Here is a 22,145-nt window from a genome sequence, read left to right as displayed (position 1 = left end):
CCCCAGGGGTTCCCTGGGGCCGTTGTGAAGCAGCGGTGCCGGAGTCGTCAGCGGAGCCCGGCGAAGAGGTCGTCCTCGGGCAGGCGCGAATCGATGCGCGTCTCGACGAGTTCGTAATCCTCGGTGGGCCAGGCCTTCTGCTGGATCTCGCGCGGCACGGCGAACCAGAACCCGTCAGGGTCCACCTGGGTCGCGTGGGCCTTCAGCGCCTCGTCGCGGATGTCGAAGTACGCCGCGCACTCGACGCGGGTCGTCACGCGCTCGCTCTTGTCGCGGGTCCAGTCGCCCGCGTCCATCCACTCCTTGTAAGGGGAGTCGAGCCCGGCCTCGACCATCGCGTAGTGCAGGGCCTCGATGCGCGCCTTGCCGAACGAGTGGCTGTAGTAGAGCTTCAGCGGCTGCCACGGCTCGCCCAGCCCCGGGTACCGCCCGGGGTCGCCCGCGGCCGCGAACGCCGCGACCGAGATCTCATGGGTCTTCACGTGGTCGGGGTGCGGGTAGCCGCCCTCCTCGTCGTACGTGGTGACCACGTGCGGCTTGAACGAGCGCATGACCTCCACGAGCGGCGCGGCGGCCTCCTCGGTGGGCACGAGGTAGAAGGCGTCCTCCGGCAGCTCGGTGCCGGAGTCGGGGAGCCACCCGTCCGGGAGCCCGGAGTCGACGAAGCCCAGCCAGTGCTGCTCGACGCCCAGGATCTCGCGGGCGCGGGCCATCTCCTCGCTGCGGATGCGCGGCAGGTTCTCCTGCACCTCCGGCCGGTCCATCTTCGGGTTGAGCACATCGCCGCGCTCACCGCCCGTGCAGGTCACGACGAGCACCTCGATGCCCTCGCGCACGTAGCGGGCCATCATGCCGGCGCCCTTGCTCGACTCGTCGTCGGGGTGGGCGTGCACGCACATGAGGCGCAGCTTGCTCTGGTTCGTCACGTCGGTCAACCTCACAGGCGGGTGCTTCTGGTGGTAAGGCTCGGCGCACTGGAACCGACTCGCGCACTGCGGTAGTTGTCGGCTCTGGCATTCTGTGCAACGATACTCGATAATCATTACTTCCCGGTTCTGCCAAGAACCGCGGCTCGCAGCGTGAAACCGCTGTTCGCGAAGGAAAGCGACGCAATGACTGAGATGCAGACCACGGATGGGCGCGCGCCGGCAACGGCCGACGTGGCCTTTCCCGACGGTCGCTACGGTCGCCGCCGCGAACCGCAGCGCCGCCGCCCGGCGGTCACCGCGGCCCTCACGATCGGAGTCGTCCTGGCAGGGCTCTTCGCCGCCTGGCGCCTCACCGAACTGTACGGCCAGACCGAGGTCTCCGAGCGCCTGCGCGGCTTCGACGACTCCGTCCCCGGCCAGGTCACCGTCGAGTTCGAGGTCTACAAGCCGGCCGGAGCAGGCGCCGTCTGCGCCGTCAGGTCCCGCGACCTCGCGGGCGCCGAGATCGGGTACGCCGAGGTCGAGATCCCGGACGACGCCACCCGCGTGGTGATGTCGTACCCCCTCGCAGTCGAGGGCGTGCCCAACACCGGCGAGGTCCTGAGGTGTTGGCAGACGGACTGAACGCATCGACTTTCGGCCCGTCGCACCGCGTTTCGGTCGGCGGGCCTTTCGCTATCCGGGGTCGTAACCCGGGACGCGGGGACGTTCACGAAAGACCGCACCCCGCAGTACGGATCGCACTATTCGGAGGATATGGATCACATGGCTACCGACGCTAACCAGGGCACCTGGCTCACACAAGAGGCCTACGACCGCCTCAAAAGCGAACTGGACGAGCTCATCGCGAACCGTCCCGCCATGGCCGCCGAGATCAACGCGCGCCGTGAAGAAGGCGACCTCAAGGAGAACGGCGGCTACCACGCCGCCCGCGACGAGCAGGGCAAGCAGGAGGGCCGCATCCGCCAGCTCGAGGACCTGCTGCGCAACGCGAAGGTCGGCGAGGCGAAGGACAGCGACGAGATCCAGATCGGGACCGTCGTGACCATCGCCTTCGACGGCGACCCCGACGACACCGAGAAGTTCCTCCTCGGCTCCCGCGAGATCGCCGCCACCACCGACCTCACCGTCTACAGCCCCGACTCCGCGCTGGGCGCCGCCATCCTCGGCCACAAGGTCGGCGACACCGTCGCCTACAAGACCCCCCGGGACACCGAGATCTCGGTGAAGATCATCGACGCCGAGAAGTTCCTGGGTTGATCCACGGCCCGCAAGCTTCGCCGATACCGGCTGATTCACGGCCCGCAAGCTCCGCCGGCTGAACAGCGATACGACGACGCCGCGGGCACCTGCACAGGTGCCCGCGGCGTTCTCGTCCTATTACGCGCGCGCCGACCAGCCGACGTCGATCCGCTTGCCGTACTTGTCGAAGTAGTGCAGCGCGTCCATGTGCACCGCGACCGTGATCGGCTGCCCGGCCGAGACCGGGATGTGCGGAGGGAGCCGGAACACCAGGTCCGCGGGCTTGCGGATCGGACCCGTGTCCGCGTCGCGGTGCTCGACCTGGGACTGCCCGAACCCGGAGAACAGGCCGCCGAGGCGGCGGCGCGGCTTCGAGCCGCTGCGCGCCAGGTCCGGCTTGTCGCCGATCCCGTCGGGCACCACCGCGGTCGCGCCGATGTCGAGGAACACCAGCGTCTCGTGCCCGTGGTGCTCGTAGAAGCGCACGCGGCCCTGGATGGACTGGCCCGCGTGGCCCTCCGCGACCGGCGCCAGCGCCTCGGCCCGCATCCCGACCACGATCGTCTCCCCGTGGTAGCGGGCCACGGCCCGCCCGCGCAGGTCGTGCCACGGCAGCCGCAGCTCCTGCTCGCCGAAGTCAAGGGCCACATAGCGGTCGAGGTAGACGTTGACGCGCGCCTCGATGAGGTTCATGCGCGGCGTGCCCAGGAACGCGGCCACGTACATCGTCGCCGGGCGCTCGTACACCTCGTCCGGCGTGCCCACGTCCTGCAGGACCCCCTTGCGCATCACCGCGACCCGGTCGGCCATCGTCAAGGCCTCGGTCTGGTCGTGCGTGACGTACAGGGTCGTCGCGTCGTGCCGGCGCACCAGCGAGGAGATCTCGGTGCGCAGCTCCGCCCGCAGGCCCACGTCGAGGTTGGACAGCGGCTCGTCCATGAGGAAGAGCTTGGGGCGGCGCACCAGCGCGCGGCCCATGGCGACGCGCTGCTGCTGGCCGCCGGAGAGCTGGTTCGGCTTGCGGTCCTTGAGGTCCGAGATGCCCAGGGCGCTGGCCATGTCGCCGACGGCATCAGGCACCGACTGGGCCCCGTTCTGCTTGCCGAGCTTGAGGGGGAACCCGATGTTGTCGGCGACGGACATGTGCGGGTAGAGCGCGAAGGTCTGGAAGATCATGGCGGCGTTGCGGTCCCGCGGGGGCAGGTCGTTCGCGTATTCGCCGTCGAGCAGGATCTCGCCGTCGGACGGGGTCTCGAGGCCGGCCACCATTCTGAGCACAGTGGACTTGCCGCAGCCGGACGGGCCGAGCAGGACGAGGAATTCGCCGTGGTTGACTTCCATGCTCAGCGAGTCCACGGCCAGGGTTTCGCCGGGGAACACCTTCGAGACGTTCTTCAGCGTGACAGCAGTCACCGTTGACTCCAGGGGTTCTAAGGGGATGGATTGAGGCGGTGTCGAGGCGGGCCATGCGGGCGTCCGGGCGGCCGCACATGACTCGCGGGCTTCTTCCTGGTTAAGGATTGACCCTTCGTAGCTTAAGCCTTCCTTATTCGATGGGTAACGGCGGTCACCCGCTTTCACGAGACGCGAACGCGCGTTCGTACTTGGTGCCACCTGCGGTTTCAGTGGGTTGCACGGGACGCCCACGCGGGTCCAAGGTCGGCATTTCGGTCTACAGTAATCGCTTTCCGACCTTTATGCGGCCCGTCGCGGCCCCGCCCCGGCGGCGTCCCGGGACCGCCCCCGGGCGGGCACTACGATCGAGGCGTGACGGAACTCGTGACACTCACCGACGTCCGCGCCGCGGCGGCAGACCTCGCCGGGATCGTGCGACGCACCCCCCTCGAACCCTCCCGCGACCCCGTCCTCGACGGCGTCCACCTCAAATGCGAGAACCTGCAGCGCGCCGGGTCCTTCAAGATCCGCGGCGCCTACATGCGCGTCTCCCACCTCACCGAGGCCGAACGCGCCCTCGGCGTCGTCGCCGCCTCCGCGGGCAACCACGCCCAGGGCGTCGCCCTCGCCGCCTCCACGCTCGGCATCCGCTGCACCGTGTTCATGCCCGAATCCGCGCCGCTCCCGAAGGTGGCCGCCACCAAGGGATACGGCGCCCACGTCATCCTCGGCGGCCACACCGTCGACGACGCCCTCGAATCGGCCCACCGCTTCGCCGCCGAGACCGGCGCGACCCTCATCCACCCCTTCGACCACCGCGACATCGTCGCCGGGCAGGGCACCATCGCCCTCGAGATCCTCGAGCAGATGCCCGAGACCGGCACCATCGTCACCGCCGTCGGCGGCGGCGGGCTCATCGCCGGCATCGCCGCGGCCGCCAAGCAGCTCAAGCCCGGCATCCGCATCATCGGCGTCCAAGCCGAAGGCGCCGCCGCCTACCCGCACTCCCTCGCCGCCGGGCGGCCCGTGCGCCTCGACAAGATGAACACCATCGCCGACGGCATCAAGGTCGGCCGCCCCGGCGACGTCCCCTTCGCCCACGTCGCGCGGCTCGTCGACGAGATCGTCACCGTCACCGAAGAGGACATCAGCCGCGCCCTCCTCTCCCTCCTGGAGCGCAACAAGCTGGTCGTCGAACCCGCCGGCGCCACCGCCTACGCCGCGCTCCTGAACTACTCCGTCGAGTACGACGCCCCCACCGTCGCCGTCCTCTCCGGCGGCAACATCGACCCGCTCCTGCTCATGCGGCTCATCGAACACGGCCTCGGCGCCTCCGGCCGCTTCATGCGCGCCAACCTCCGCTGCGCCGACCGCCCCGGCGCCCTCGCCTCGATCCTCCAGCTCGTCGGCGCGTACGGCGGCAACATCGTCGACGTCTACCACCAGCGCAGCGACCCGCGCCTTTCCGTGGGCGAAGTCGCCGTGGACCTCTCGATCGAGACCCGCGGATCCGAACACGCGACCGAAATCGTTGCGGCCCTGCGCGACGCGGGGTATTTCGTGTCGGTGGAGGGTCCTAGCATCTGACTCATGCAGAAAACTCTTGAAGAACTGATGGAGCCCGGCTGGGCGAAGGCCCTCGCCCCCGTCGCCGACGACGTCGCCAAGATGGGCGAGTTCCTCCGCGCCGAAGTCACCGCCGGACGCAAGTACCTGCCCGCCTCCGAGCACATCCTCCGCGCCTTCCAGCAGCCCTTCGACGACGTCAAGGTCATCATCGTCGGCCAGGACCCCTACCCCACCCCCGGCCACGCCATCGGCCTCTCCTTCGCCGTCGCCCCCGACGTGCGCCCCCTCCCCAAGAGCCTGGTCAACATCTTCAACGAGTACCGCGACGACCTCGGCTACCCGCTCCCCGCCAACGGCGACCTCACCCCCTGGGCCGAGCAGGGCGTCCTGCTGCTCAACCGCTCCCTGAGCGTCGCCCCCGGCACGCCCGCCTCGCACAAGGGCAAGGGCTGGGAAGCGGTCACCGAGCAGGCCGTGCGCGCGCTCAGCGAACGCGGCGGCGCGGCCGTCGCCATCCTCTGGGGCAACAACGCCCGCGAACTCAAGGGCCTCCTCGGCTCGATCCCCTCGATCGAGTCGGCCCACCCGTCCCCGCTGAGCGCCCGCCGCGGCTTCTTCGGCTCCAAGCCGTTCAGCCGCGCCAACGAGCTCCTCAAGGAGCAGGGCGGTGAGCCGGTCGACTGGCGGCTTCCGGCGCTGCAGGAGGCCTAGGGCCGCGGGATACGGTTGAACCGTGATCGAGATCCTGGCGCAGCAAGAGTTCGGGCCGGAGCGCGACCAGGCGATGGCCGGGCCGCTCGGGCTGTTCGTGACGGTCTTCCTCGTCGTCGTGACGATCCTCCTCATCCGGGGGATGAACAAGCACGTCCGGCGGTTGAACGAGCGGGTGGCGCGCGAAGCGGCCGAGGCGGAGGCCGCCGCGGCGACCGACGCCGGGCGAGACGACCCCGCCCGCGCTTAAGGCCCGACCATGCCGCGCAAGAACCGCCGCCAGAGCGAACCCCGGCGGCCGACCTCCGGTGCCCAGGACCCGAGCCTCATCGACGGCCCGGACGGACCCGTCCGGGTCCGCCGCATCCCCGGCTCCAACGCCGAGAAGGTCTACCGCTGCCCCGGCTGCGACCTCGAGATCCAGCCGGGCACCCCGCACGTCGTCGCCTGGGCCGACGACGGGGACGGCGACGACCGCCGCCACTGGCACACCGGCTGCTGGAACGCCAGGAGCCGCCGCCAGCCCGGCCGCTGGCGCTGAGGAGTGAACGCACCGCGGGGCGGGGCCGTCCGGCCCCGCCCCGCGATGCGCCCGGCCCGCTTCGCCTAGCTATGGGCCCGGACACGTTCGGGTGACAAGCGGGCCGCAGGACGCCGTTCTCGTCGTACCCGCGCGGGACGCCGGCCACTGGAGTTCCCGGGAGGGTGGGGCCAGGGACGGCGGTCCGCACTTAAGGTGCGCCACACGTCCTATCGCCTTCCACCGATTCCGGGGATAATTCCGGCGTGGCTGTCATCAGATCCGCGAGCATGCTTCCCGCACGACGCGAAGCGCTCACCCTTGAAACCGCCGACGGACTCCGGCTCGTCGGTGAACTCGCCCTGCCCGCCGACCGCGAACCCGAGGCGACGATCATCTGCGTCCACCCGCTGCCCACCCACGGCGGCATGATGGACTCGCACATCTTCCGCAAGGCCGCCTGGCGGCTCCCGGCCCTCGCGAACATGGCGGTGCTGCGGTTCAACACCCGCGGCACCGAGTCGCAGCAGGGCACGAGCCAGGGCGCGTTCGACAACGGCGTGGGCGAGCGCTACGACCTCGCCGCCGCGGTCGAGTACGCGGAGTTCGCGGAGCTGCCGCGCGTGTGGCTGGTCGGCTGGTCCTTCGGCACCGACCTCACCCTCAAGTACGGCCTCGAGCCGGGAGTCGAAGGGGCCGTGCTCCTCTCGCCGCCCCTGCGCTACTCCAAAGAGGACGACCTGGCGCGCTGGGCCGAGGACGGCCGCCCGCTCCTCGCGCTCATCCCCGAGCAGGACGACTACCTCCAGTACCCGGAGGCCAAGCAGCGCTTCGCGGCCGTGCCCCAGGCCGAGGTCGTCGCGATCGCGAACGGCAGCCACCTGTGGGTCGGCAAGGCCGAAGAGGCCCTGGACCGCATCGTGGCCCGCATCCTCCCCGAGCACGCCCCGCTGCCGACCACTTGGGACGGTCCCATGGAGCGCGGCGACACTTCGGCGTACGCCAACAAGACCGTGGCGGCCTTCGGCGGATTCCTGCCGAAGGCGGGCCAAGAGCACGGTCTGCCGAAGGCGGGCCAAGAGCACAGCCTGCCGAAGGCAGGCCAAGAGCAGAGCCTGCCGAAGCCCGAACGCGACTAAGCGCACTCGAGGAAGTCGGCGATGGCGGCCGGGAGGGCCGCGTCGGCGCAGTCGGTGACCGCGACCAGGTTCTCGCCCTCGATGCGCCACACCTTGCGCTCGGTGGGGCCGTCGCCGTCCCCCCCGGAGCCGCCCGGGTAGTCCACGGTGGCGGCCACGTAGCCGCCCTCCTCGGCGCACCAGCTGTCGACGATGCGGCCGTCCTCAAGCTGCTCGTCGATGCGGCCGTCCAGCACGTTCGGGTCGGAGCAGACCGACTCGGTGCTCTCGGGGTTCGTGGCCGCGTACGTCGCGAGCGCGGCGCCGCCCAGGAGCGCCCCCGTGAGTGCGACTCCGGCGGTGGCCGTGGCGATGGAGCGCAGGCGCGGGCGCAGGCCCACGCGTTCGCGGCCGGGCCGGTACGGGGTGAGCTCGGTCGAGACCGCGACGGTGACGGGCCGCAGGCCGCGTCGGGGGAGGAGCCCGTTCGCGACGGTGTCCGGGCGCGCGCCGTGGGCGCGCGGGCCGGTCAGCGAGAGACGGGTGAGCTGCTCGCGGAAGGCGTCCGCGGTGGGGCGGCGGCGGGGGTCGGGACTGAGGGCCGCGCCGATGAGGTCGGTGAGCTCGGCGTCCACGCCGGGGATGTGCGGGACGGGGGCGGCGCGCAGCAGCGGGTCGGCGGCCTCTTCGCGGGCGTGCCTGACCCAGGGGAGGCGGCCGCCGAGGGCGGCGTAGAGGGCCGTGGCGAGGGCGTACACGTCGCCGGAAGGGCTGGCCGCGACCTCGCCCGCGACGGCGGCGTCGAGGTGCTCGGGGGCGGTGTACGGGGTCGGCGGGAGCGGCGCGGCCAGGACGGGGGCGGTGACGTCGTAGGCGGTGAGCTGCAGGTGGTGGCCGGTCCCGACGAGGATGTGGGAGGGCTGGATCGCGCCGTGGATGAGGCCTGCGCGGTGGTAGACGGCGACGGCGTCGCTCAAGGCCACGCCGAGGGCGCGCACCTGCCCGGGCGGCATGGGCCCCTGGTCGGCGAGGAGGTCGGCGAGGCTGCGGCGGGCGGTGCCCACCGCGAGGTAGGGCCTGCCGTTCTCGGTGAGCCCGACGGCGGTGCAGGGGGACAGATGGGGGTGGGCGGGGAGGCCGGTGAGTTTCGCGGCCCATTCGAGGAACACCTCGCGCCGGGAGCCGTCGACGCGCTCATGGGCGACGGTGACGCACAGCAGATCGGTCGGGCCCGTCTCGACGGTGCCGCTGAAGACGCTGCACACCGCGTCCCGGTGCAGTAAACGGTGCACGGCGGCGGGACCGATGGTCTGGGTGGTCGACATCCTCACCTCCTCCGGGGGGTCAGCTGTTCGGTGTCGTGATTTGGCACTAAATGTGAGGCTATCCCATCCGATCGGTCGAGTGGTAGTCGGCTATAGGGATGTGGCACGATCGGGTGAGGAATTGAATACAGACCGTCATAATCGTTGGGGTATCGAGCGTTCGATGTGCACGGAGGGAACTGAGTGTCGGGATTCGTCGCAGTTGGAAAGCAACGATTCGGACACGAGACGCATCCGCTGTTGACGGTTGTGGAAAAACGTTGAACTATCGATTCCGTCTTGACCCCAGGGCGACGTAGGTCATGCACCGAAACCGCCCGGTACGAAGGAGTACTAATGAACGTCAACCGACGTCACCTGATGACCGGCACCATCGGCGCGGCAGCAGTCGCCATGGTCGCCTCCGCTTGCGCCTCTGAAGACGGCGGCGGGGACGGCTCGGGCGGCAAGAAGGTCGGCATCGCGATGCCGACCAAGACCTCCGAGCGGTGGATCCTCGACGGCGACAACCTGAAGAGCGCTTTCGAGGACGAGGGTTACGAAGTCACCCTCCAGTACTCGAACGACGTCGCCGCCGACCAGGTCAGCGCCATCGAGACGATGGTCGGGCAGAACGTCGACGTGCTCGTGATCGCGGCCATCGACAACAAGTCGCTCAGCGGCGTCCTCGCCCAGGCCAAGGGCCAGGACATCACGGTCATCGCCTACGACCGCCTGATCCTCGACACGCCGGACGTCGACTACTACGCGTCCTTCGACAACACCAAGGTCGGTACCCTCCAGGGCACCTACATCGTCGAGGCGCTCGACCTGGCCAACGCGCCCGGTCCGTTCAACATCGAGCTCTTCGCCGGCGCGTTGACCGATAACAACACCAAGTACTTCTTCGACGGCGCCTGGGCGGTCCTCGAGCCCTTCGTCACCGAGGGCAAGCTCGTCGTGAAGTCCGGCCAGACCACGCTCGAGCAGATCGCGACCGAGAACTGGGACGGCGCCGTCGCCCAGGAGCGCATGGACAACATCCTGTCCAACTTCTACAACGACGGCTCGGTCGTGGACGCGGTCCTCGCGCCCTACGACGGCATCAGCCGCGGCATCATCGCCTCGCTCCAGGGCAGCGGCTACACCGAGATGCCGGTCATCACCGGCCAGGACGCCGAGGTCGAGTCGGTCAAGTACATCATCGACGGCCTGCAGTCGATGACCGTGTACAAGGACACCCGCGAGCTCGCCTCGACCACGGTCGACATGGTCGTCGCGGTCCTCGACGGCGGCACGCCCAAGGTCAACGACGAGGAGACCTACGACAACGGTGTGAAGGTCGTCCCCGCCTACCTGCTCGAGCCGGTCAGCGTGGACGTCAACAACTACCAGGAGATCGTGGTCGACTCCGGCTACATCGACGCTTCCGAGCTGGGCTAGCCCGCGAGATCAAGACCTTCCTCAGGGACGCCCTTGCCCGCCACGGGCGTCCCTGAACCTCTCCCCAGAGCTGTCCAATCTTTCAAATAGGACTAAGCAATGTCTGAAGACATCCTCCGAATGCGGGGGATCACCAAGCGGTTCCCGGGCGTGCTCGCACTGTCCGGGGTCGACTTGGGGGTCAAGCGGGGCACGATCCACGCGCTCGTCGGCGAGAACGGCGCCGGCAAGTCGACGCTGATGAAGATCCTTTCGGGCGTCTACGCCTACGGCGACTTCGAAGGCGAGATCGAGTTCGACGGATCGCCCGCGCAGTTCAAGAACATCCGCGACTCCGAGGCCGCCGGCGTCGTCATCATCCACCAGGAACTGGCCCTCGTCGGCGAGCTCTCGATCGCCGAGAACATCTTCCTCGGCAACGAGCGCAAGCGCGGCGGCGTCATCTCCTGGGACCGCACCAACGGCGAGGCCGCCCGCCTCATGCAGAAGGTCGGCCTCCACGACAACCCCGCCACGCTGGTCGAGAAGATCGGCGTCGGCAAGCAGCAGCTCGTCGAGATCGCCAAGGCCCTCTCCAAGGACGTCAAGCTGCTGATCCTGGACGAGCCGACCGCCGCGCTCAACGACTCCGACTCCGAGAACCTCCTGGAACTGCTCCGCCAGCTCCGCGAGGAGGGCGTCACCAGCATCATCATCTCCCACAAGCTGGGCGAGGTCCTGTCGGTCTCCGACCGGATCACGGTGCTGCGCGACGGCAAGTCGATCGAGACGATGGAGACCGAGTCCGGCGCCGTCACCGAGGACCGGCTCATCAAGTCCATGGTCGGCCGCGACCTCGAGCACCTGTACCCGCCGCACGAGCCGAAGGTCGGCAAGGTCTTCTTCGAGATCAAGGACTGGACGGTCTACCACCCGGAGCAGCGCGACCGCGTGATCGTCAACAAGGCGTCGATCAACGTCGCCCGCGGCGAGATCGTCGGCCTGGCCGGGCTCATGGGCGCCGGCCGCACCGAGTTCGCGATGAGCGTCTTCGGCCGCAGCTGGGGCGCCAACATCTCCGGCGAGGCCACGATGGACGGCAAGCGGCTCCACCTGCGCAACGTCCCCGAGGCCATCGATTCCGGGCTGGCGTACGCCACCGAGGACCGCAAGCACTACGGCCTGCACCTCGACTACGACCTGCGGGAGAACTTCACCCTCCCGGGCCTCGACCGGCTCTCCAAGCGCGGCGTCGTCGACCAGGACAAGGTCAACTCCGTCTCGGAGCGCCTGCGCACCGAGTTCGGCGTCAAAGCACCGTCGGTCTACTCGCTCGCCGGAAACCTCTCCGGCGGCAACCAGCAGAAGGTCGTGCTCGGGAAGTGGGTCTTCACCGAACCCGAGCTGCTCATCCTCGACGAGCCCACGCGAGGCATCGACGTCGGTGCGAAGTACGAGATCTACGAGCTGATCCACAAGCTGGTCGACCAGGGCAAGGGAGTTCTCATGATCTCCTCCGAACTGCCCGAGCTGCTCGGCATGTGCGACCGCATCTACGCGATGAGCGCCGGCCACATCACCGGGCAGATCGAACGGGCCAACGCCACACAGGAAGAGCTGATGCGTCTCATGACCCTTGAGACCGCCAGCGGGGGAGAAGAGCAACGCCAATGACCACCGTCCCGACCAAGACCCGGCCGAGCCTGATCTCGGCAGTGCGCAACATCAACCTGCGCGCCTACGGCATGATCATCGCCCTCGTGCTGATCATGATCCTGTTCCAGGTCCTCAACGTGACCTTGCAGAACGAAAACTTCATCACGCCGCTCAACATCACGAACGTGATCCTGCAGAACTCGTACATCCTGATCCTCGCGATCGGCATGATGCTGGTGATCGTCAACGGCCACATCGACCTCTCGGTCGGCTCGGTCCTCGCGTTCTGCGGCGCCATGTCGGCGATCGCGCTCTCGGACTGGAACTGGCCCTGGTACGTCGCGGTGCTGTTCGCGATCGGCCTGGGCGCCGTCATCGGCGTGTGGCAGGCGTTCTGGATCGCGTACGTGCGCATCCCCGCGTTCATCGTCACCCTCGCCGGCATGCTCATCTTCCGCGGCCTCACTCTGAAGGTCCTGGACGCCGAGACCAAGGGCACCACCGGCACCTTCAACGAGCTCGCCTCCGGTTACCACTTCCTGGGCGTCGACCTGCGCGTGCCGACCCTCGTCGTCGGCATCCTCGGCGCGGCCCTCTTCGTGTTCCTCGCCGTGCGCAGCCGCAACCGCCAGGTGAAGGCCGGCATCGCCGCCTCGTCCCAGACGACGTGGCTGCTCAAGACCGCGGCGATCGCCGCCGTCATGCTGGCCGCCGCTTACACGTTCTACTCCTACAAGGGCCTGCCGATCATCGGCTGGATCCTGCTGGGCCTGGTCCTGCTGTTCACGTTCATCGCGAACCGCACCGTGTTCGGCCGCCACGTCTACGCGGGCGGCGGCAACGAGAAGGCCGCGATGCTCTCGGGCGTCAAGACCAAGGAGACCACGTTCTTCGTCTTCGTGATCATGGGCGCGCTGTCCGGCCTCGCCGGCGTCATCGTGACCGCCCGCCTGCACGCGGCGACGCCGGGCGCGGGCAACGCGTTCGAACTCGACGCGATCGCCGCCTCGTTCATCGGCGGCGCCTCGGTCACCGGCGGCGTCGGCACCATCATCGGTGCGGTCATCGGCGGTCTCGTGATGGGCGTCCTGCGCCAGGGCATGCAGGTCCTGGGCATCGCCACCGACACGGTCCAGATCATCCTGGGCCTGGTCGTGCTCGCCGCCGTGCTGTTCGACGTGTGGAACAAGAAGCGCGCCACCGGCGGCGGCCTCATGCCGCCGATCGTCGGCACCACACCGGGCGGTTCGGGCGACGCGAAGCGCAAGGCCAAGGAGGGCGTCGACGAGGGCTCCGCGAAGGCGGGCACGCTCAGCGCCACGACCGACGACAAGCCGATCTCGTAACCGGCCGACAGTACAAAGAACAGGGCCCGCAGCGCGCCAGCGCTGCGGGCCCTTTCGCGTGCGGCCGTCCACAACCCCCGCCCACCACAAGAGGGGAAGATACTGTCCAGCGTTCCGCGGGGGTCCGACAAGAACGGGCCTCCGCGGCGGCGGTGTCACCCGAAGGTGGGAGGGGCGAAGCGGCGACGTCGTGGAACGGCGAAGGCCCGGTGCGGCGATCCGCACCGGGCCTTTCGCGTCGCCTCAGTTGGTCCTGACCTTCTCGGCCGATTCGCTGGTCTGCTTGCCGCCGCCCTGGGGGCGCTTGCGGCCGGTGGTGGGCTTGTTGACCGCGGAGGCGTCCGAGGCGGGCGCGCCCTCTTGGGCGGCCTGCTCGGTCTTGGCGGGCTGCTCCTCGGCGCGGCCCGCGCGGGCCTCTTCGACGAGCTTCTTGGCCTGCGCGCGGGCGGTCGCGAGGATCGCCTCGGAGTCGCGACGCGCGGTCTGCTTGGCGCTCTTCGAGAGCTCCTCGGCGCGGCGCTTGGCGTTCTCGGCCTTCTTCTCGGCCTCGGACACGTACTGGTCGCGCTCGGCCCGGATCTGCTCGGCCTCCAGGCCGGCCTGCTCGAGGATGCGGGCGGCCTCGGCCTTGGCGTCGGCGAGCAGCCGTTCGCGCTCGGCCTCGATCTCGGCCACCTCGGCGCGGGCGCGCTCGACCTCGGCTTCGGCCTCCACGCGCGCCCGGTCGGCGTTCTCGCGCAGCTTCGCGGCCTCAGCGGCCGCCTCCGCGGTGACGCGCTCGGCTTCGGCGGCAGCCTCCTCGCGCAGGCGCCGCACCTCGGCGGCGGTCTCCTCGGTCAGCTTCCGGGCGGCGGCCTCGGCGGCCTCGCGCTCCTGGCGGGACGCGTCGGCGGCCTCCTCGCGCAGGCGCTGCGTCTCGCGCTCGGTCTCCTCGGCCATGCGCAGGGCGCTGGCCTCGGCGGCCTCCCGCTCCAGGCGCGCGGCCTCGGCGGCCTCGGCGGCGAGCTTCGCGACCTTCTCGTCGGTCTCGGCGGTGAGCCGCTGCGCCTCGGCCTCGGCCTCCTCCAGGCGCCGCTGGGCGTCCTGGCGGAGCCGCTTGGCCTCGTCGGCGGCCTCGGTGCGCGTCAGGGTCGCGTTGTCCGCGGCCTCGGCCCGCACGCGTGTGGCCTCGTTCTCGGCGTCGGTGCGCACGGTCTGCGCGAAGGTCTCGGTCTCCTGCTTGAACTTCTCGAGGTTCTCGACGGCCTCGGTGCGCAGGTCCCGCAGTTCCGCCTCGTGCTCGGCGCGCATGCGCTCGGCCTCGGCCTCGGCTTCGGCCGCGATCCGCTCGGCCTTCTCGCGGGCCTCGGTGACGGCCTGCTCGGCCGCGAGGGCGGCGTCGTCCTTGAGCTGCTGCGCCTCGGCGCGCAGGCGTTCGACGTGAGCGACCAGCTGCCGGGTCTGCTCGTCAGCGGCGGCGCGCTTGTTCTCGGCGTCCTGCTCCGCCTCGGCCACGAGGGCGGCCGAGCGCTCCTTCGCCTGGTCCACCATGGCCTGCGCCTCGCGGGCCCGCTTGTTGATCTCGGCGTCGATGATCGCGCGCCGGTCGGCCTCGGCCTTCTCGGCGGCGGCCCGCCGCGCCTTCAAGGTGGTCTCGAAGTCCTTGCGGGCCTGCTCGATCTGCGCCTCGGCCTCGCGGAGGCGGTTGTCCGCGTGGTGGTGCAGGTGCTGGGTCTGCGCGTGCGCGTTGGCCTTGATCTCCTCGGCCTGCTCCTCGGCGAGGGTCAGCATGTGCTCGATGCGCACGCCGAGATGCCGGTAGGAGGCCTTGTCGCCGGCGGCGCTGCGCCGCCGCAGCTCCTGGATCTGGGCCTGGAGCTGCTGGATCTGGATCACCAGCCGGTCGATCTGGGCGACCGCCTCGGCCCGTTCGCCCGCCAGCGTGTCCATCTGGAGCTGCATCTGCTGCAGGAACCGCTTGACCTGTCCCTTGTCGTATCCGCGCAAGGCGGTCTCGAACTCGTACTCGACGGGTCCACCCTCGTTGAATCCGGTCAGCAGTTCCGAGTCGTCCAGTCTGTCTTCACGCGCCATACCCTCATCCTCACGTAAGCCGCGTCCCGCCGCACCCGGCAAGGGACCGGATGTGACGGGACGCGGCCGAAGCTGTGGTTCCTCCACCGTCGACCTACGCCTGCGATCATTCTTCACTGTCGCAGACTTCGACGGTAACGCGGATTCGCCAGGTTTACTTGTCGTCCTGTTTTTCTACTTGTCGTCGCCCTGCTGCCCAAGGGCACCGCCGAGGGCGCCGCTGACCAGACCGCTGAGGTTCCGCAGGGTCTCCTGCACCTGGTCCCGCTTCGCGGTGAGCTCGGCCACCTTGGTCTCGGCGTCGGTGGTGACGCGCTCGGCGTCCGACTTGGCGTCGGCGAGCAGCCGCTCGGCCTCGGCCTTGGCGTCGGAGACGAGCTTCTGCGCGTCCTTCTTCGCCTTGGAGGTGGTCTCCTGCGCGTAGTTGTCGGCTTCCGAGCGCTTCTCCTCGCCGCGGGTCTCCGCGGCCTTGGCGCGCTCTTCGGCGTCGCGGGCGCGGTTCTCGGCGTCGGAGACGAGCTTCTGGGTCTCGGCGACCGCGCGGGTGTGGCGGTCGGACTCCTCGCGCTCGGCCTTCTCCTTGCGCTCGGCGAGCTCGAGGTCGAGGGCCTGGAGGTCCTTGTCGCGCTTCTCCTTCGCCTCGGCGAAGAGCTTGGCGGCCTCGGCGCGCTTCTCCTCGGCCTCGCGGGCGGCCTTGGCGCGCAGCTGGGTGATCTCGCGGTCCGCCGTGGCGCGGAGGGTCGCGACCTCGCGCTCGACGGACGCCTTGAGCTCGGCGACCTCGTGGCCGGTCGCGGTGCGCAGCTGCTTGGTCTCGCGCTCGGCGTCGGCGCGCAGGGTCTCGCACTCGCGGCGGGCGTTGGTCCGCAGCTCGGCGACCTCGCGCTCGACCTGGGTGCGGAGGGTGTTGGCCTCGCGCTCGGCGTTCTGCTTCAGGGAGCCAGCCTCGCCGCGGGCGGCGTCGGTGATCTCGCGGGACTCGAGGCGGGCGGCCGAGAGGATGCCCTCGGTCTCGCGCTTGGCCTCGGCGCGGTGCTCGTTGGCCTGCTCTTCGGCGAGCCGCAGGATCTGCTCGACCCGGGTGCCGAGCCCGGAGAGCGTCGGGCGGGTGTTCTCCTCGAGCTGCTTCTGCTGCTCGGCGAGGCGCTGCTCAAGACCCTGGATGCGCTGCTCCGCCTGGCGCAGACGACGCTGGGCGTCCGTCATCCGCTGCTCGGCCTCGGTCCGCTGCGACTCGGTCTGCTTCAGCTTCCCGAGGTTCTTCTGGATGAACTCATCCACCTGGTGGCGGTCGTAACCCCGCAACTGCACGGGGAATTCCGGCACCGATTGGTCGTTGTCGAAAAAGGTACTGCTGGAGGGCTGCTGCGACATGGACCAATACTTGCAGACGCGACTGGGAATGTCGACAGCAAGGTCAGGGGTTTGTGGAGGGCGAATCACCCGCAACACTAGCCGCAAAACGGTCGAAATCCTTGAAACGACACGGAACTCGTGCGCGGTGAAGTTTCGGTGTCCTCCAGGTGTCACCCGAACGGCGTCATCTATCTGACAGTGGCCGCCGTCGGGCCGTCGCTCTCGGCCACTTCCCCTGGTGGCTAAGCGGGTTCGACGAGCTCGACCAGGACGCCGCCCGCGTCCCGCGGGTGCACGAAGTTGATCTTGGCACCCGCGGTCCCTTGGCGCGCTTCGTCATACAGCAGATGGCACCCCTTCGCCCGCAGCGCGGCGGCGGCCGCCTCCACGTCCTCGACGGTGAACGCCAGCTGCTGCAGCCCCGGCCCCTTCGTGTCGATGAACTTCGCGATCGGCGACCCGTGCCCGTGGGGCGCCAGGAGCTGGATCTGCGCGCCGCCCTCGGGCCAGGCCACCATCGCCTCGACCACGCCCTGCGCCTCGTTCACCTCGCGGTGGACCTCGGTCCCGCCGAGCGTCCCCGCATACCACTCCAGGGCCGCATCCAGGTCCGGGACCGCGATCCCGACGTGATCGATGCGCCGCAAGCCGATTCCCTCAGTGAACGTCATACGATCAGGGTATCGACCAACGGAGGTCTCCCATGAACGACGACAACACCGTCATCCTCGCCAGTGCCCGCACACCCATCGGGCGCTTCAACGGCGCGCTGGCCGACATCCCCGCCACCGACCTGGCCGGGACCGCGATCAGAGCCGCCCTCGAACGCGCCGGGGTCGCCCCCGAGCGCGTGGACCAGGTGATCCTGGGCCAGGTCCTGCCCGCCGGATGCGGCCAGAACCCCGCCCGCCAGGCCGCCGTCGCTGCCGGGCTGCCGATGAGCGTCCCGTCCCTGTCGGTCAACAAGGTCTGCCTCTCGGGCCTCACCGCCGTCGGCCTGGCAGACCAGCTCCTGCGCGGCGGCGCGGCCGAGGTCGTCGTCGCCGGCGGCATGGAGTCCATGAGCCGCGCCCCGCACCTGCTGCCCGGTTCGCGCCGCGGCTTCAAGTACGGCGAGGCCGTGCTCCTCGACCACCTCGCCTACGACGGCCTCACCGACGCCTACGACGGCATCTCGATGGGCGAGTCCACCGAGCGCCACCTCAAGGGCCGCTCGATCACCCGCGAGGACCAGGACGCCTTCGCCGCCTACTCGCACCAGCGCGCCGCCAAGGCCGCCGACCGGCTCGCCGAGGAGATCACCTCCGTCGAGACCCGCAAAGGCCTCGTGACCGCCGACGAGGGCGTCCGGCCCGAGTCCACCGCGGCCGGCCTGGCGCAGCTGCGCCCGGCGTTCGCCGAGAACGGCACGATCACCGCGGCCAGCGCCTCGCAGATCTCCGACGGCGCTTCGGCGCTGGTGCTCGCCAAGAAGTCCACGGCGATCGCGAACGGCTGGTCGTGGACCGCCGAGATCCTGGCGTACGCCACGGTCGCCGGGCCCGACAACTCGCTGCTCGAGCAGCCCGCCAACGCGATCGCGAAGGCGCTCGCGGCGGCCGGCGCCGCCGCCGCCGACCTCGACGTGGTCGAGATGAACGAGGCGTTCGCGGCCGTCGTGCTCGCCTCGGCCGAGACGCTCGGCGTGGACCTCGAACTGGTCAACCCCGACGGCGGCGCGATCGCGCTCGGGCACCCGATCGGGGCCTCCGGGGCGCGCCTGGTCCAGACCCTCGCCCGCCAGCTCGGCCCGGGCCGGCTGGGCGCGGCGGGCCTGTGCGGCGGCGGCGGCCAGGGCGACGCGATCGTCCTCAAGGGAGCCTGATGCCGGTCGCCGACCTGGTGGCGGCGGCCCGGGCGGGCGACCGCCGGGCCACCGCCCGCCTCATCACCGCCGTCGAGAACGGCACCGCGGACGCCCCTGAGGTCGCGCGCCTGGTCAAGGGCGGCGACTCCACGGTCGTCGGCGTCACCGGCTCGCCCGGCGTCGGCAAGTCCACCCTCGTGTCGGCGCTGATCGCCGCGTGGCGGGAGCAGGGCCTGCGCGTGGGCGTGCTCGCCGTGGACCCCTCGAGCCCGTTCAGCGGCGGCGCGATCCTCGGCGACCGCGTCCGCATGGCCGACCATGCCCTCGACCCGGGCGTCTACATCCGCTCCATCGCCACCCGCGGGCACCTCGGCGGCCTCGCGGCCACCACCGGCGCGGCCGTGCGCGTCCTCGAGGGCGTCGGCTTCGACGTGGTCATCGTCGAGACCGTCGGCGTCGGCCAGGCCGAGGTCGAGATCGCGGCGCTCGCGGACACCACACTGCTGCTCCTCGCGCCCGGCATGGGCGACGGCATCCAGGCCGTCAAGGCCGGGGTCGTGGAGATCGCCGACGTGTACGTGGTCAACAAGGCCGACCGGCCCGGCGCGGACGGCACCGTGCGCGACCTGCGCGCGCTCATGAGCCTCGTGCGCCGCGAGCCCGGCGAGTGGCGGCAGCCGATCTGCACCACCGTCGCCTCCGAAGCCAAGGGGATCGACGACCTCGTGGCCGCCATCGGCAAGCACCGCGACTGGCTCGCGGACGGCGACCGCCTCGCCGAGCAGCGCCGCCGCCGCGCCGCGGCGGAGATCCGCGCCCGCGTCGACGCCGAGCTCCGCGCCCGGTTCGCCGTGCCGGAGGCGCTGGCGGAGGCGGTGGCGAACGGTGAGACGGATGTGGCGAGCGCGGCCCGGAGGGTTCTGGGCGACACCGCGTAAACCGCTTCGCGTGCCAGCCCGCGCCCTCCTTACACTTGACTGGTGACAGACGCAGCGAAGAAGACACCGGACATGGAAACCCATCTGCCGAAGACGTACGCGCCCGTAGAGGTAGAGGCGCGACGCTACGCGAAGTGGGTAGCCGACGGTCGCTTCAAGTCTGCCGACGACTCGGACCGCGACCCTTACGCGATCGTGATCCCGCCGCCGAACGTGACCGGCCAGCTGCACCTGGGCCACGCGCTCAACCACACCCTGATCGACTGGATGGTGCGCCGCGAGCGCATGCGCGGCAAGGAGGCCCTGTTCCTGCCGGGCACCGACCACGCGGGCATCTCGACGCAGAACGTGGTGGAGCGCCAGCTCGCCGACAAGGAGGGCCTGTCCCGCCACGACCTGGGCCGCGAGGCGTTCGTGGCGAAGGCGTGGGAGTGGAAGGACACCTACCACGAGCGCATCACCTCGCAGATGAAGAAGATCGGCGACGGCGTCGACTGGGACCGCGAGCGGTTCACGCTCGACGAGGGCCTGTCGAGCGCGGTGCAGACGATGTTCAAGCGCATGTACGACGACGGCATGATCTACCGCGCCGAGCGCATCATCAACTGGTGTCCGCGCTGCATGACCGCGCTCTCGGACGCCGAGGTGGAGCACCAGGACGACGCGGGCGAGCTCGTGTCGATGCGGTACGGCGACGGGGACGAGTCGATCGTGGTCGCCACGACCCGGCTCGAGACGATGCTGGGCGACACGGCCGTGGCCGTGCACCCCGACGACGAGCGGTACCGGCACCTGCTGGGCACCACTGTGGAGGTGCCGTTCACGGGCCGCCGCATCCCGATCGTGGCCGACGCGCACGTCGACCCCGAGTTCGGGACCGGCGCGGTGAAGGTGACCCCGGCGCACGACCCGAACGACTTCGCGATCGGCCAGCGCCACCACCTGGACTCGATCCTCATCATGGACGAGCGCGGCGTGATCACCGCGCACGGCCCGTTCCAGGGGCTCGACCGGTTCGAGGCCCGCTCGGCGATCGCCGCCGCTTTGAGGGCCGAGGGCCGGATCGTGGCCGAGAAGCGCCCGTACATGCACGCCGTGGGCCACTGCGAGCGCTGCGACACCACGGTGGAGCCGCGGCTCTCGCTGCAGTGGTTCGTGAAGGTCGCATCGCTGGCCAAGATGGCCGGGGACGCGGTGCGCAACGGCGAGACGAAGATCTACCCGCCGGAGATGGAGAAGCGCTACTTCTCGTGGGTGGACAACCTCCTCGACTGGTGCATCTCGCGCCAGCTGTGGTGGGGCCACCGCATCCCGATCTGGTACGGCCCCAATGGGGAAGAGGTCTGCGTGGGCCCGGGCGAGGAAGCGCCCGAGGGGTACGTGCAGGACCCGGACGTGCTCGACACCTGGTTCTCCTCGGGGCTGTGGCCGTTCTCGACGTTCGGCTGGCCGGAGGAGACCCCGGCGCTGGAGAAGTTCTATCCGACGGCCGCGCTCATCACCGGCTGGGACATCATCTTCTTCTGGGTGGTCCGGATGATGATGTTCGGGACCTACGCCATGGGCAAGGCGCCGTTCTCTGAGGTGGTCCTGCACGGGCTGCTCCGGGACAAGAACGGCGTGAAGATGTCGAAGACCCTGGGCAACGGGATCGACCCGCTCGAGGTGGTCGACCAGTACGGGGCGGACGCGCTGCGGTTCATGCTGGCGCGCGAGGCCAATCCGGGCGCCGACGGCATCGCCTCGATCGAGCTGACCGAGCTCTCCCGGAACTTCTGCAACAAGCTGTGGAACGGGACCCGGTTCGCGCTCATGAGCGGCGCCACCGTCGAAGGCGACCTGCCCACCGACCTCTCGCTCATCGACCGGTGGGTGCTCTCGCGCCTGTCGAAGACGATCGAGGCCACTGACGCGCACCTGGAGCAGTACGAGTTCGCGAAGACGATCGACGTGCTCTTCCACTTCGCGAAGGACGACGTCTTCGACTGGTACCTGGAGCTGACGAAGCCGGTGCTCGCCGCGGGCGGGCAGCGCGCGGAGGACACCCGCCGCGTGATCGGCCACGTCTTCGACCAGCTGCTGCGCCTGCTGCACCCGGTGATCCCGTTCGTGACGGAGGAGCTGTGGCTCACCCTCACCGGCGGGGAGGAGCGCGGCGACTCGCTCACCGTCGCCGCCTGGCCGGCGTCGGCCGGGACCGACGAGGACGCCGAGCGGGCCGTGGCCGCCCTCCAGCACCTCGTCACCGAGGTGCGCCGCTTCCGCTCCGACCAGGACCTCAAGCAGAGCCTGCCGCTCCCGGCCCGCCTGTCGGGCCTCGACGCGGTCGGCCTCGCCGACGAGGAGCCGTTCATCCGCGGCCTGGTGAAACTCGAGCCCGCGGGCGAGGGCTTCGCGCCCACCGCCGAGCTCGCGGTCTCCGACGAGCTGTCGGTCGCGCTCGACACGTCCGGTTCGATCGACGTGGACGCCGAGCGGGCCCGTCTCGACAAGGCCCTCAAGGCCGCCGAGAAGGAGCTGGCCGGGGCGGAAGGGAAGCTCGGCAACGAGGCGTTCCTCTCCAAGGCGCCCGACAACGTGGTCGACAAGATCAAGGCGCGCAAGGCGACCGCCGAGGCGGACATCGCGCGCATCACCGCGCAGCTCGAACGACTGGCGTAATACGGTAGGCCGCGGCCGCCTCCGGGCGGCCGCGGCACTGGCGCCCCAGCGCATGCGCG

18 protein-coding genes and 1 pseudogene are annotated in these 22,145 nt (G+C 70.1%); 13 read left to right on the top strand and 6 right to left on the bottom strand.

All coding sequences use genetic code 11. The features are described from left to right. Window positions 1-47 precede the first annotated feature (47 nt). Window positions 48-899, bottom strand: coding sequence for a mycothiol conjugate amidase Mca (mca, locus tag AB0K52_RS04440; protein ID WP_363526177.1), 852 nt, complete (start codon window positions 897-899; stop codon window positions 48-50). Between the two features lie 213 nt (window positions 900-1,112). Between mca and AB0K52_RS04435 the strand changes: the two genes are divergently transcribed. Both AB0K52_RS04435 and greA read left to right on the top strand, forming a co-directional pair. Next, window positions 1,113-1,553, top strand: coding sequence for a DUF4307 domain-containing protein (locus tag AB0K52_RS04435; RefSeq protein ID WP_363526003.1), 441 nt, complete (start codon window positions 1,113-1,115; stop codon window positions 1,551-1,553). Window positions 1,554-1,694: 141 nt separating this feature from the next. Beyond that, window positions 1,695-2,189 (top strand): transcription elongation factor GreA, encoded by a 495-nt coding sequence (greA, locus tag AB0K52_RS04430; RefSeq protein WP_208496211.1) that lies wholly within the window; start codon window positions 1,695-1,697, stop codon window positions 2,187-2,189. Window positions 2,190-2,309: 120 nt separating this feature from the next. On the opposite strand, the gene AB0K52_RS04425 is transcribed toward greA, so the two are convergent. Continuing rightward, entirely contained in the window at window positions 2,310-3,584 is a 1,275-nt protein-coding gene (locus AB0K52_RS04425; RefSeq protein WP_363526000.1) for an ABC transporter ATP-binding protein, read from the bottom strand. Window positions 3,585-3,938: 354 nt separating this feature from the next. On the opposite strand from AB0K52_RS04425, the gene ilvA reads away from it, so the two are divergent. From ilvA to AB0K52_RS04400, 5 genes and pseudogenes are all read left to right on the top strand, one after another. Continuing rightward, complete coding sequence (gene ilvA, locus AB0K52_RS04420; protein WP_363525997.1) at window positions 3,939-5,153, top strand: threonine ammonia-lyase; 1,215 nt, start codon at window positions 3,939-3,941, stop codon at window positions 5,151-5,153. A gap of 3 nt (window positions 5,154-5,156) precedes the next feature. Next, the gene (locus AB0K52_RS04415; protein ID WP_363525994.1) at window positions 5,157-5,846 is read left to right on the top strand and encodes a uracil-DNA glycosylase; all 690 of its coding nucleotides are present in this window, start codon (window positions 5,157-5,159) and stop codon (window positions 5,844-5,846) included. Between the two features lie 22 nt (window positions 5,847-5,868). After that, entirely contained in the window at window positions 5,869-6,096 is a 228-nt protein-coding gene (locus AB0K52_RS04410) for a hypothetical protein (RefSeq protein WP_208496215.1), read from the top strand. Between the two features lie 9 nt (window positions 6,097-6,105). Then, window positions 6,106-6,387, top strand: coding sequence for a hypothetical protein (locus tag AB0K52_RS04405; protein ID WP_208496216.1), 282 nt, complete (start codon window positions 6,106-6,108; stop codon window positions 6,385-6,387). A 269-nt stretch (window positions 6,388-6,656) separates the two neighbouring features. Then, window positions 6,657-7,391, top strand: a pseudogene (locus tag AB0K52_RS04400) (alpha/beta hydrolase); the annotation flags it as partial. Window positions 7,392-7,501: 110 nt separating this feature from the next. Here AB0K52_RS04400 and AB0K52_RS04395 read toward each other — a convergent pair. Next, window positions 7,502-8,809: a protein kinase gene (locus AB0K52_RS04395; RefSeq protein ID WP_363525990.1), complete on the bottom strand. Its 1,308-nt coding sequence runs from the start codon at window positions 8,807-8,809 to the stop codon at window positions 7,502-7,504. 336 nt (window positions 8,810-9,145) lie between these two features. Between AB0K52_RS04395 and chvE the strand changes: the two genes are divergently transcribed. From chvE to mmsB, 3 genes are all read left to right on the top strand, one after another. Beyond that, window positions 9,146-10,231 (top strand): multiple monosaccharide ABC transporter substrate-binding protein, encoded by a 1,086-nt coding sequence (gene chvE / locus AB0K52_RS04390; RefSeq protein ID WP_363525987.1) that lies wholly within the window; start codon window positions 9,146-9,148, stop codon window positions 10,229-10,231. Window positions 10,232-10,330: 99 nt separating this feature from the next. Beyond that, window positions 10,331-11,884 carry a multiple monosaccharide ABC transporter ATP-binding protein gene (mmsA, locus tag AB0K52_RS04385; protein ID WP_363525984.1) on the top strand — a complete coding sequence of 518 codons (1,554 nt, stop codon included), beginning with the start codon at window positions 10,331-10,333 and terminating at the stop codon, window positions 11,882-11,884. After that, window positions 11,881-13,212 (top strand): multiple monosaccharide ABC transporter permease, encoded by a 1,332-nt coding sequence (gene mmsB / locus AB0K52_RS04380; RefSeq protein ID WP_363525981.1) that lies wholly within the window; start codon window positions 11,881-11,883, stop codon window positions 13,210-13,212. Before mmsA ends, mmsB begins: the two co-directional genes overlap by 4 nt. A 243-nt stretch (window positions 13,213-13,455) precedes the next feature. Here the strand turns inward: mmsB and AB0K52_RS04375 are convergent, their stop codons facing one another. From AB0K52_RS04375 to mce, 3 genes are all read right to left on the bottom strand, one after another. Further along, window positions 13,456-15,285, bottom strand: coding sequence for a DivIVA domain-containing protein (locus AB0K52_RS04375; protein WP_363525978.1), 1,830 nt, complete (start codon window positions 15,283-15,285; stop codon window positions 13,456-13,458). A 174-nt stretch (window positions 15,286-15,459) separates the two neighbouring features. Then, window positions 15,460-16,659, bottom strand: a complete 1,200-nt coding sequence (locus AB0K52_RS04370) for a cell division protein DivIVA (RefSeq protein ID WP_270120918.1) — start codon at window positions 16,657-16,659, stop codon at window positions 15,460-15,462. A gap of 224 nt (window positions 16,660-16,883) precedes the next feature. Then, window positions 16,884-17,312 carry a methylmalonyl-CoA epimerase gene (gene mce / locus AB0K52_RS04365; protein ID WP_363525975.1) on the bottom strand — a complete coding sequence of 143 codons (429 nt, stop codon included), beginning with the start codon at window positions 17,310-17,312 and terminating at the stop codon, window positions 16,884-16,886. Window positions 17,313-17,344: 32 nt separating this feature from the next. Between mce and AB0K52_RS04360 the strand changes: the two genes are divergently transcribed. From AB0K52_RS04360 to AB0K52_RS04350, 3 genes are read left to right on the top strand one after another with little or no spacing between them, the layout of a single operon-like run. Beyond that, complete coding sequence (locus AB0K52_RS04360) at window positions 17,345-18,505, top strand: acetyl-CoA C-acyltransferase (protein WP_363525972.1); 1,161 nt, start codon at window positions 17,345-17,347, stop codon at window positions 18,503-18,505. Then, complete coding sequence (meaB, locus tag AB0K52_RS04355) at window positions 18,505-19,425, top strand: methylmalonyl Co-A mutase-associated GTPase MeaB (protein WP_363525969.1); 921 nt, start codon at window positions 18,505-18,507, stop codon at window positions 19,423-19,425. The genes AB0K52_RS04360 and meaB overlap by 1 nt, the downstream gene beginning before the upstream one ends. Window positions 19,426-19,464: 39 nt before the next feature. Then, the gene (locus AB0K52_RS04350; protein ID WP_363526174.1) at window positions 19,465-22,086 is read left to right on the top strand and encodes a valine--tRNA ligase; all 2,622 of its coding nucleotides are present in this window, start codon (window positions 19,465-19,467) and stop codon (window positions 22,084-22,086) included. Window positions 22,087-22,145 lie beyond the last annotated feature (59 nt).

Source organism: Glycomyces sp. NPDC049804, assembly GCF_040674615.1.
Taxonomy (GTDB): Bacteria; Actinomycetota; Actinomycetes; order Mycobacteriales; family Micromonosporaceae; genus Glycomyces; species Glycomyces niveus.
This window is presented reverse-complemented; position numbering and strand designations above follow the sequence as displayed.

Excerpts from the sequence above, each read along its gene's own strand:
- greA (WP_208496211.1), top strand. The coding sequence starts at position 1,695 with ATGGCTACCGACGCTAACCAGGGCACCTGGCTCACACAAGAGGCCTAC.
- AB0K52_RS04360 (WP_363525972.1), top strand. The coding sequence starts at position 17,345 with ATGAACGACGACAACACCGTCATCCTCGCCAGTGCCCGCACACCCATC.
- mce (WP_363525975.1), bottom strand. The coding sequence starts at position 17,312 with ATGACGTTCACTGAGGGAATCGGCTTGCGGCGCATCGATCACGTCGGG.
- AB0K52_RS04395 (WP_363525990.1), bottom strand. The coding sequence starts at position 8,809 with ATGTCGACCACCCAGACCATCGGTCCCGCCGCCGTGCACCGTTTACTG.
- chvE (WP_363525987.1), top strand. The coding sequence starts at position 9,146 with ATGAACGTCAACCGACGTCACCTGATGACCGGCACCATCGGCGCGGCA.
- mmsA (WP_363525984.1), top strand. The coding sequence starts at position 10,331 with ATGTCTGAAGACATCCTCCGAATGCGGGGGATCACCAAGCGGTTCCCG.
- meaB (WP_363525969.1), top strand. The coding sequence starts at position 18,505 with ATGCCGGTCGCCGACCTGGTGGCGGCGGCCCGGGCGGGCGACCGCCGG.
- AB0K52_RS04435 (WP_363526003.1), top strand. The coding sequence starts at position 1,113 with ATGACTGAGATGCAGACCACGGATGGGCGCGCGCCGGCAACGGCCGAC.
- AB0K52_RS04370 (WP_270120918.1), bottom strand. The coding sequence starts at position 16,659 with ATGTCGCAGCAGCCCTCCAGCAGTACCTTTTTCGACAACGACCAATCG.
- AB0K52_RS04415 (WP_363525994.1), top strand. The coding sequence starts at position 5,157 with ATGCAGAAAACTCTTGAAGAACTGATGGAGCCCGGCTGGGCGAAGGCC.
- mmsB (WP_363525981.1), top strand. The coding sequence starts at position 11,881 with ATGACCACCGTCCCGACCAAGACCCGGCCGAGCCTGATCTCGGCAGTG.
- mca (WP_363526177.1), bottom strand. The coding sequence starts at position 899 with ATGTGCGTGCACGCCCACCCCGACGACGAGTCGAGCAAGGGCGCCGGC.
- AB0K52_RS04405 (WP_208496216.1), top strand. The coding sequence starts at position 6,106 with ATGCCGCGCAAGAACCGCCGCCAGAGCGAACCCCGGCGGCCGACCTCC.
- AB0K52_RS04375 (WP_363525978.1), bottom strand. The coding sequence starts at position 15,285 with ATGGCGCGTGAAGACAGACTGGACGACTCGGAACTGCTGACCGGATTC.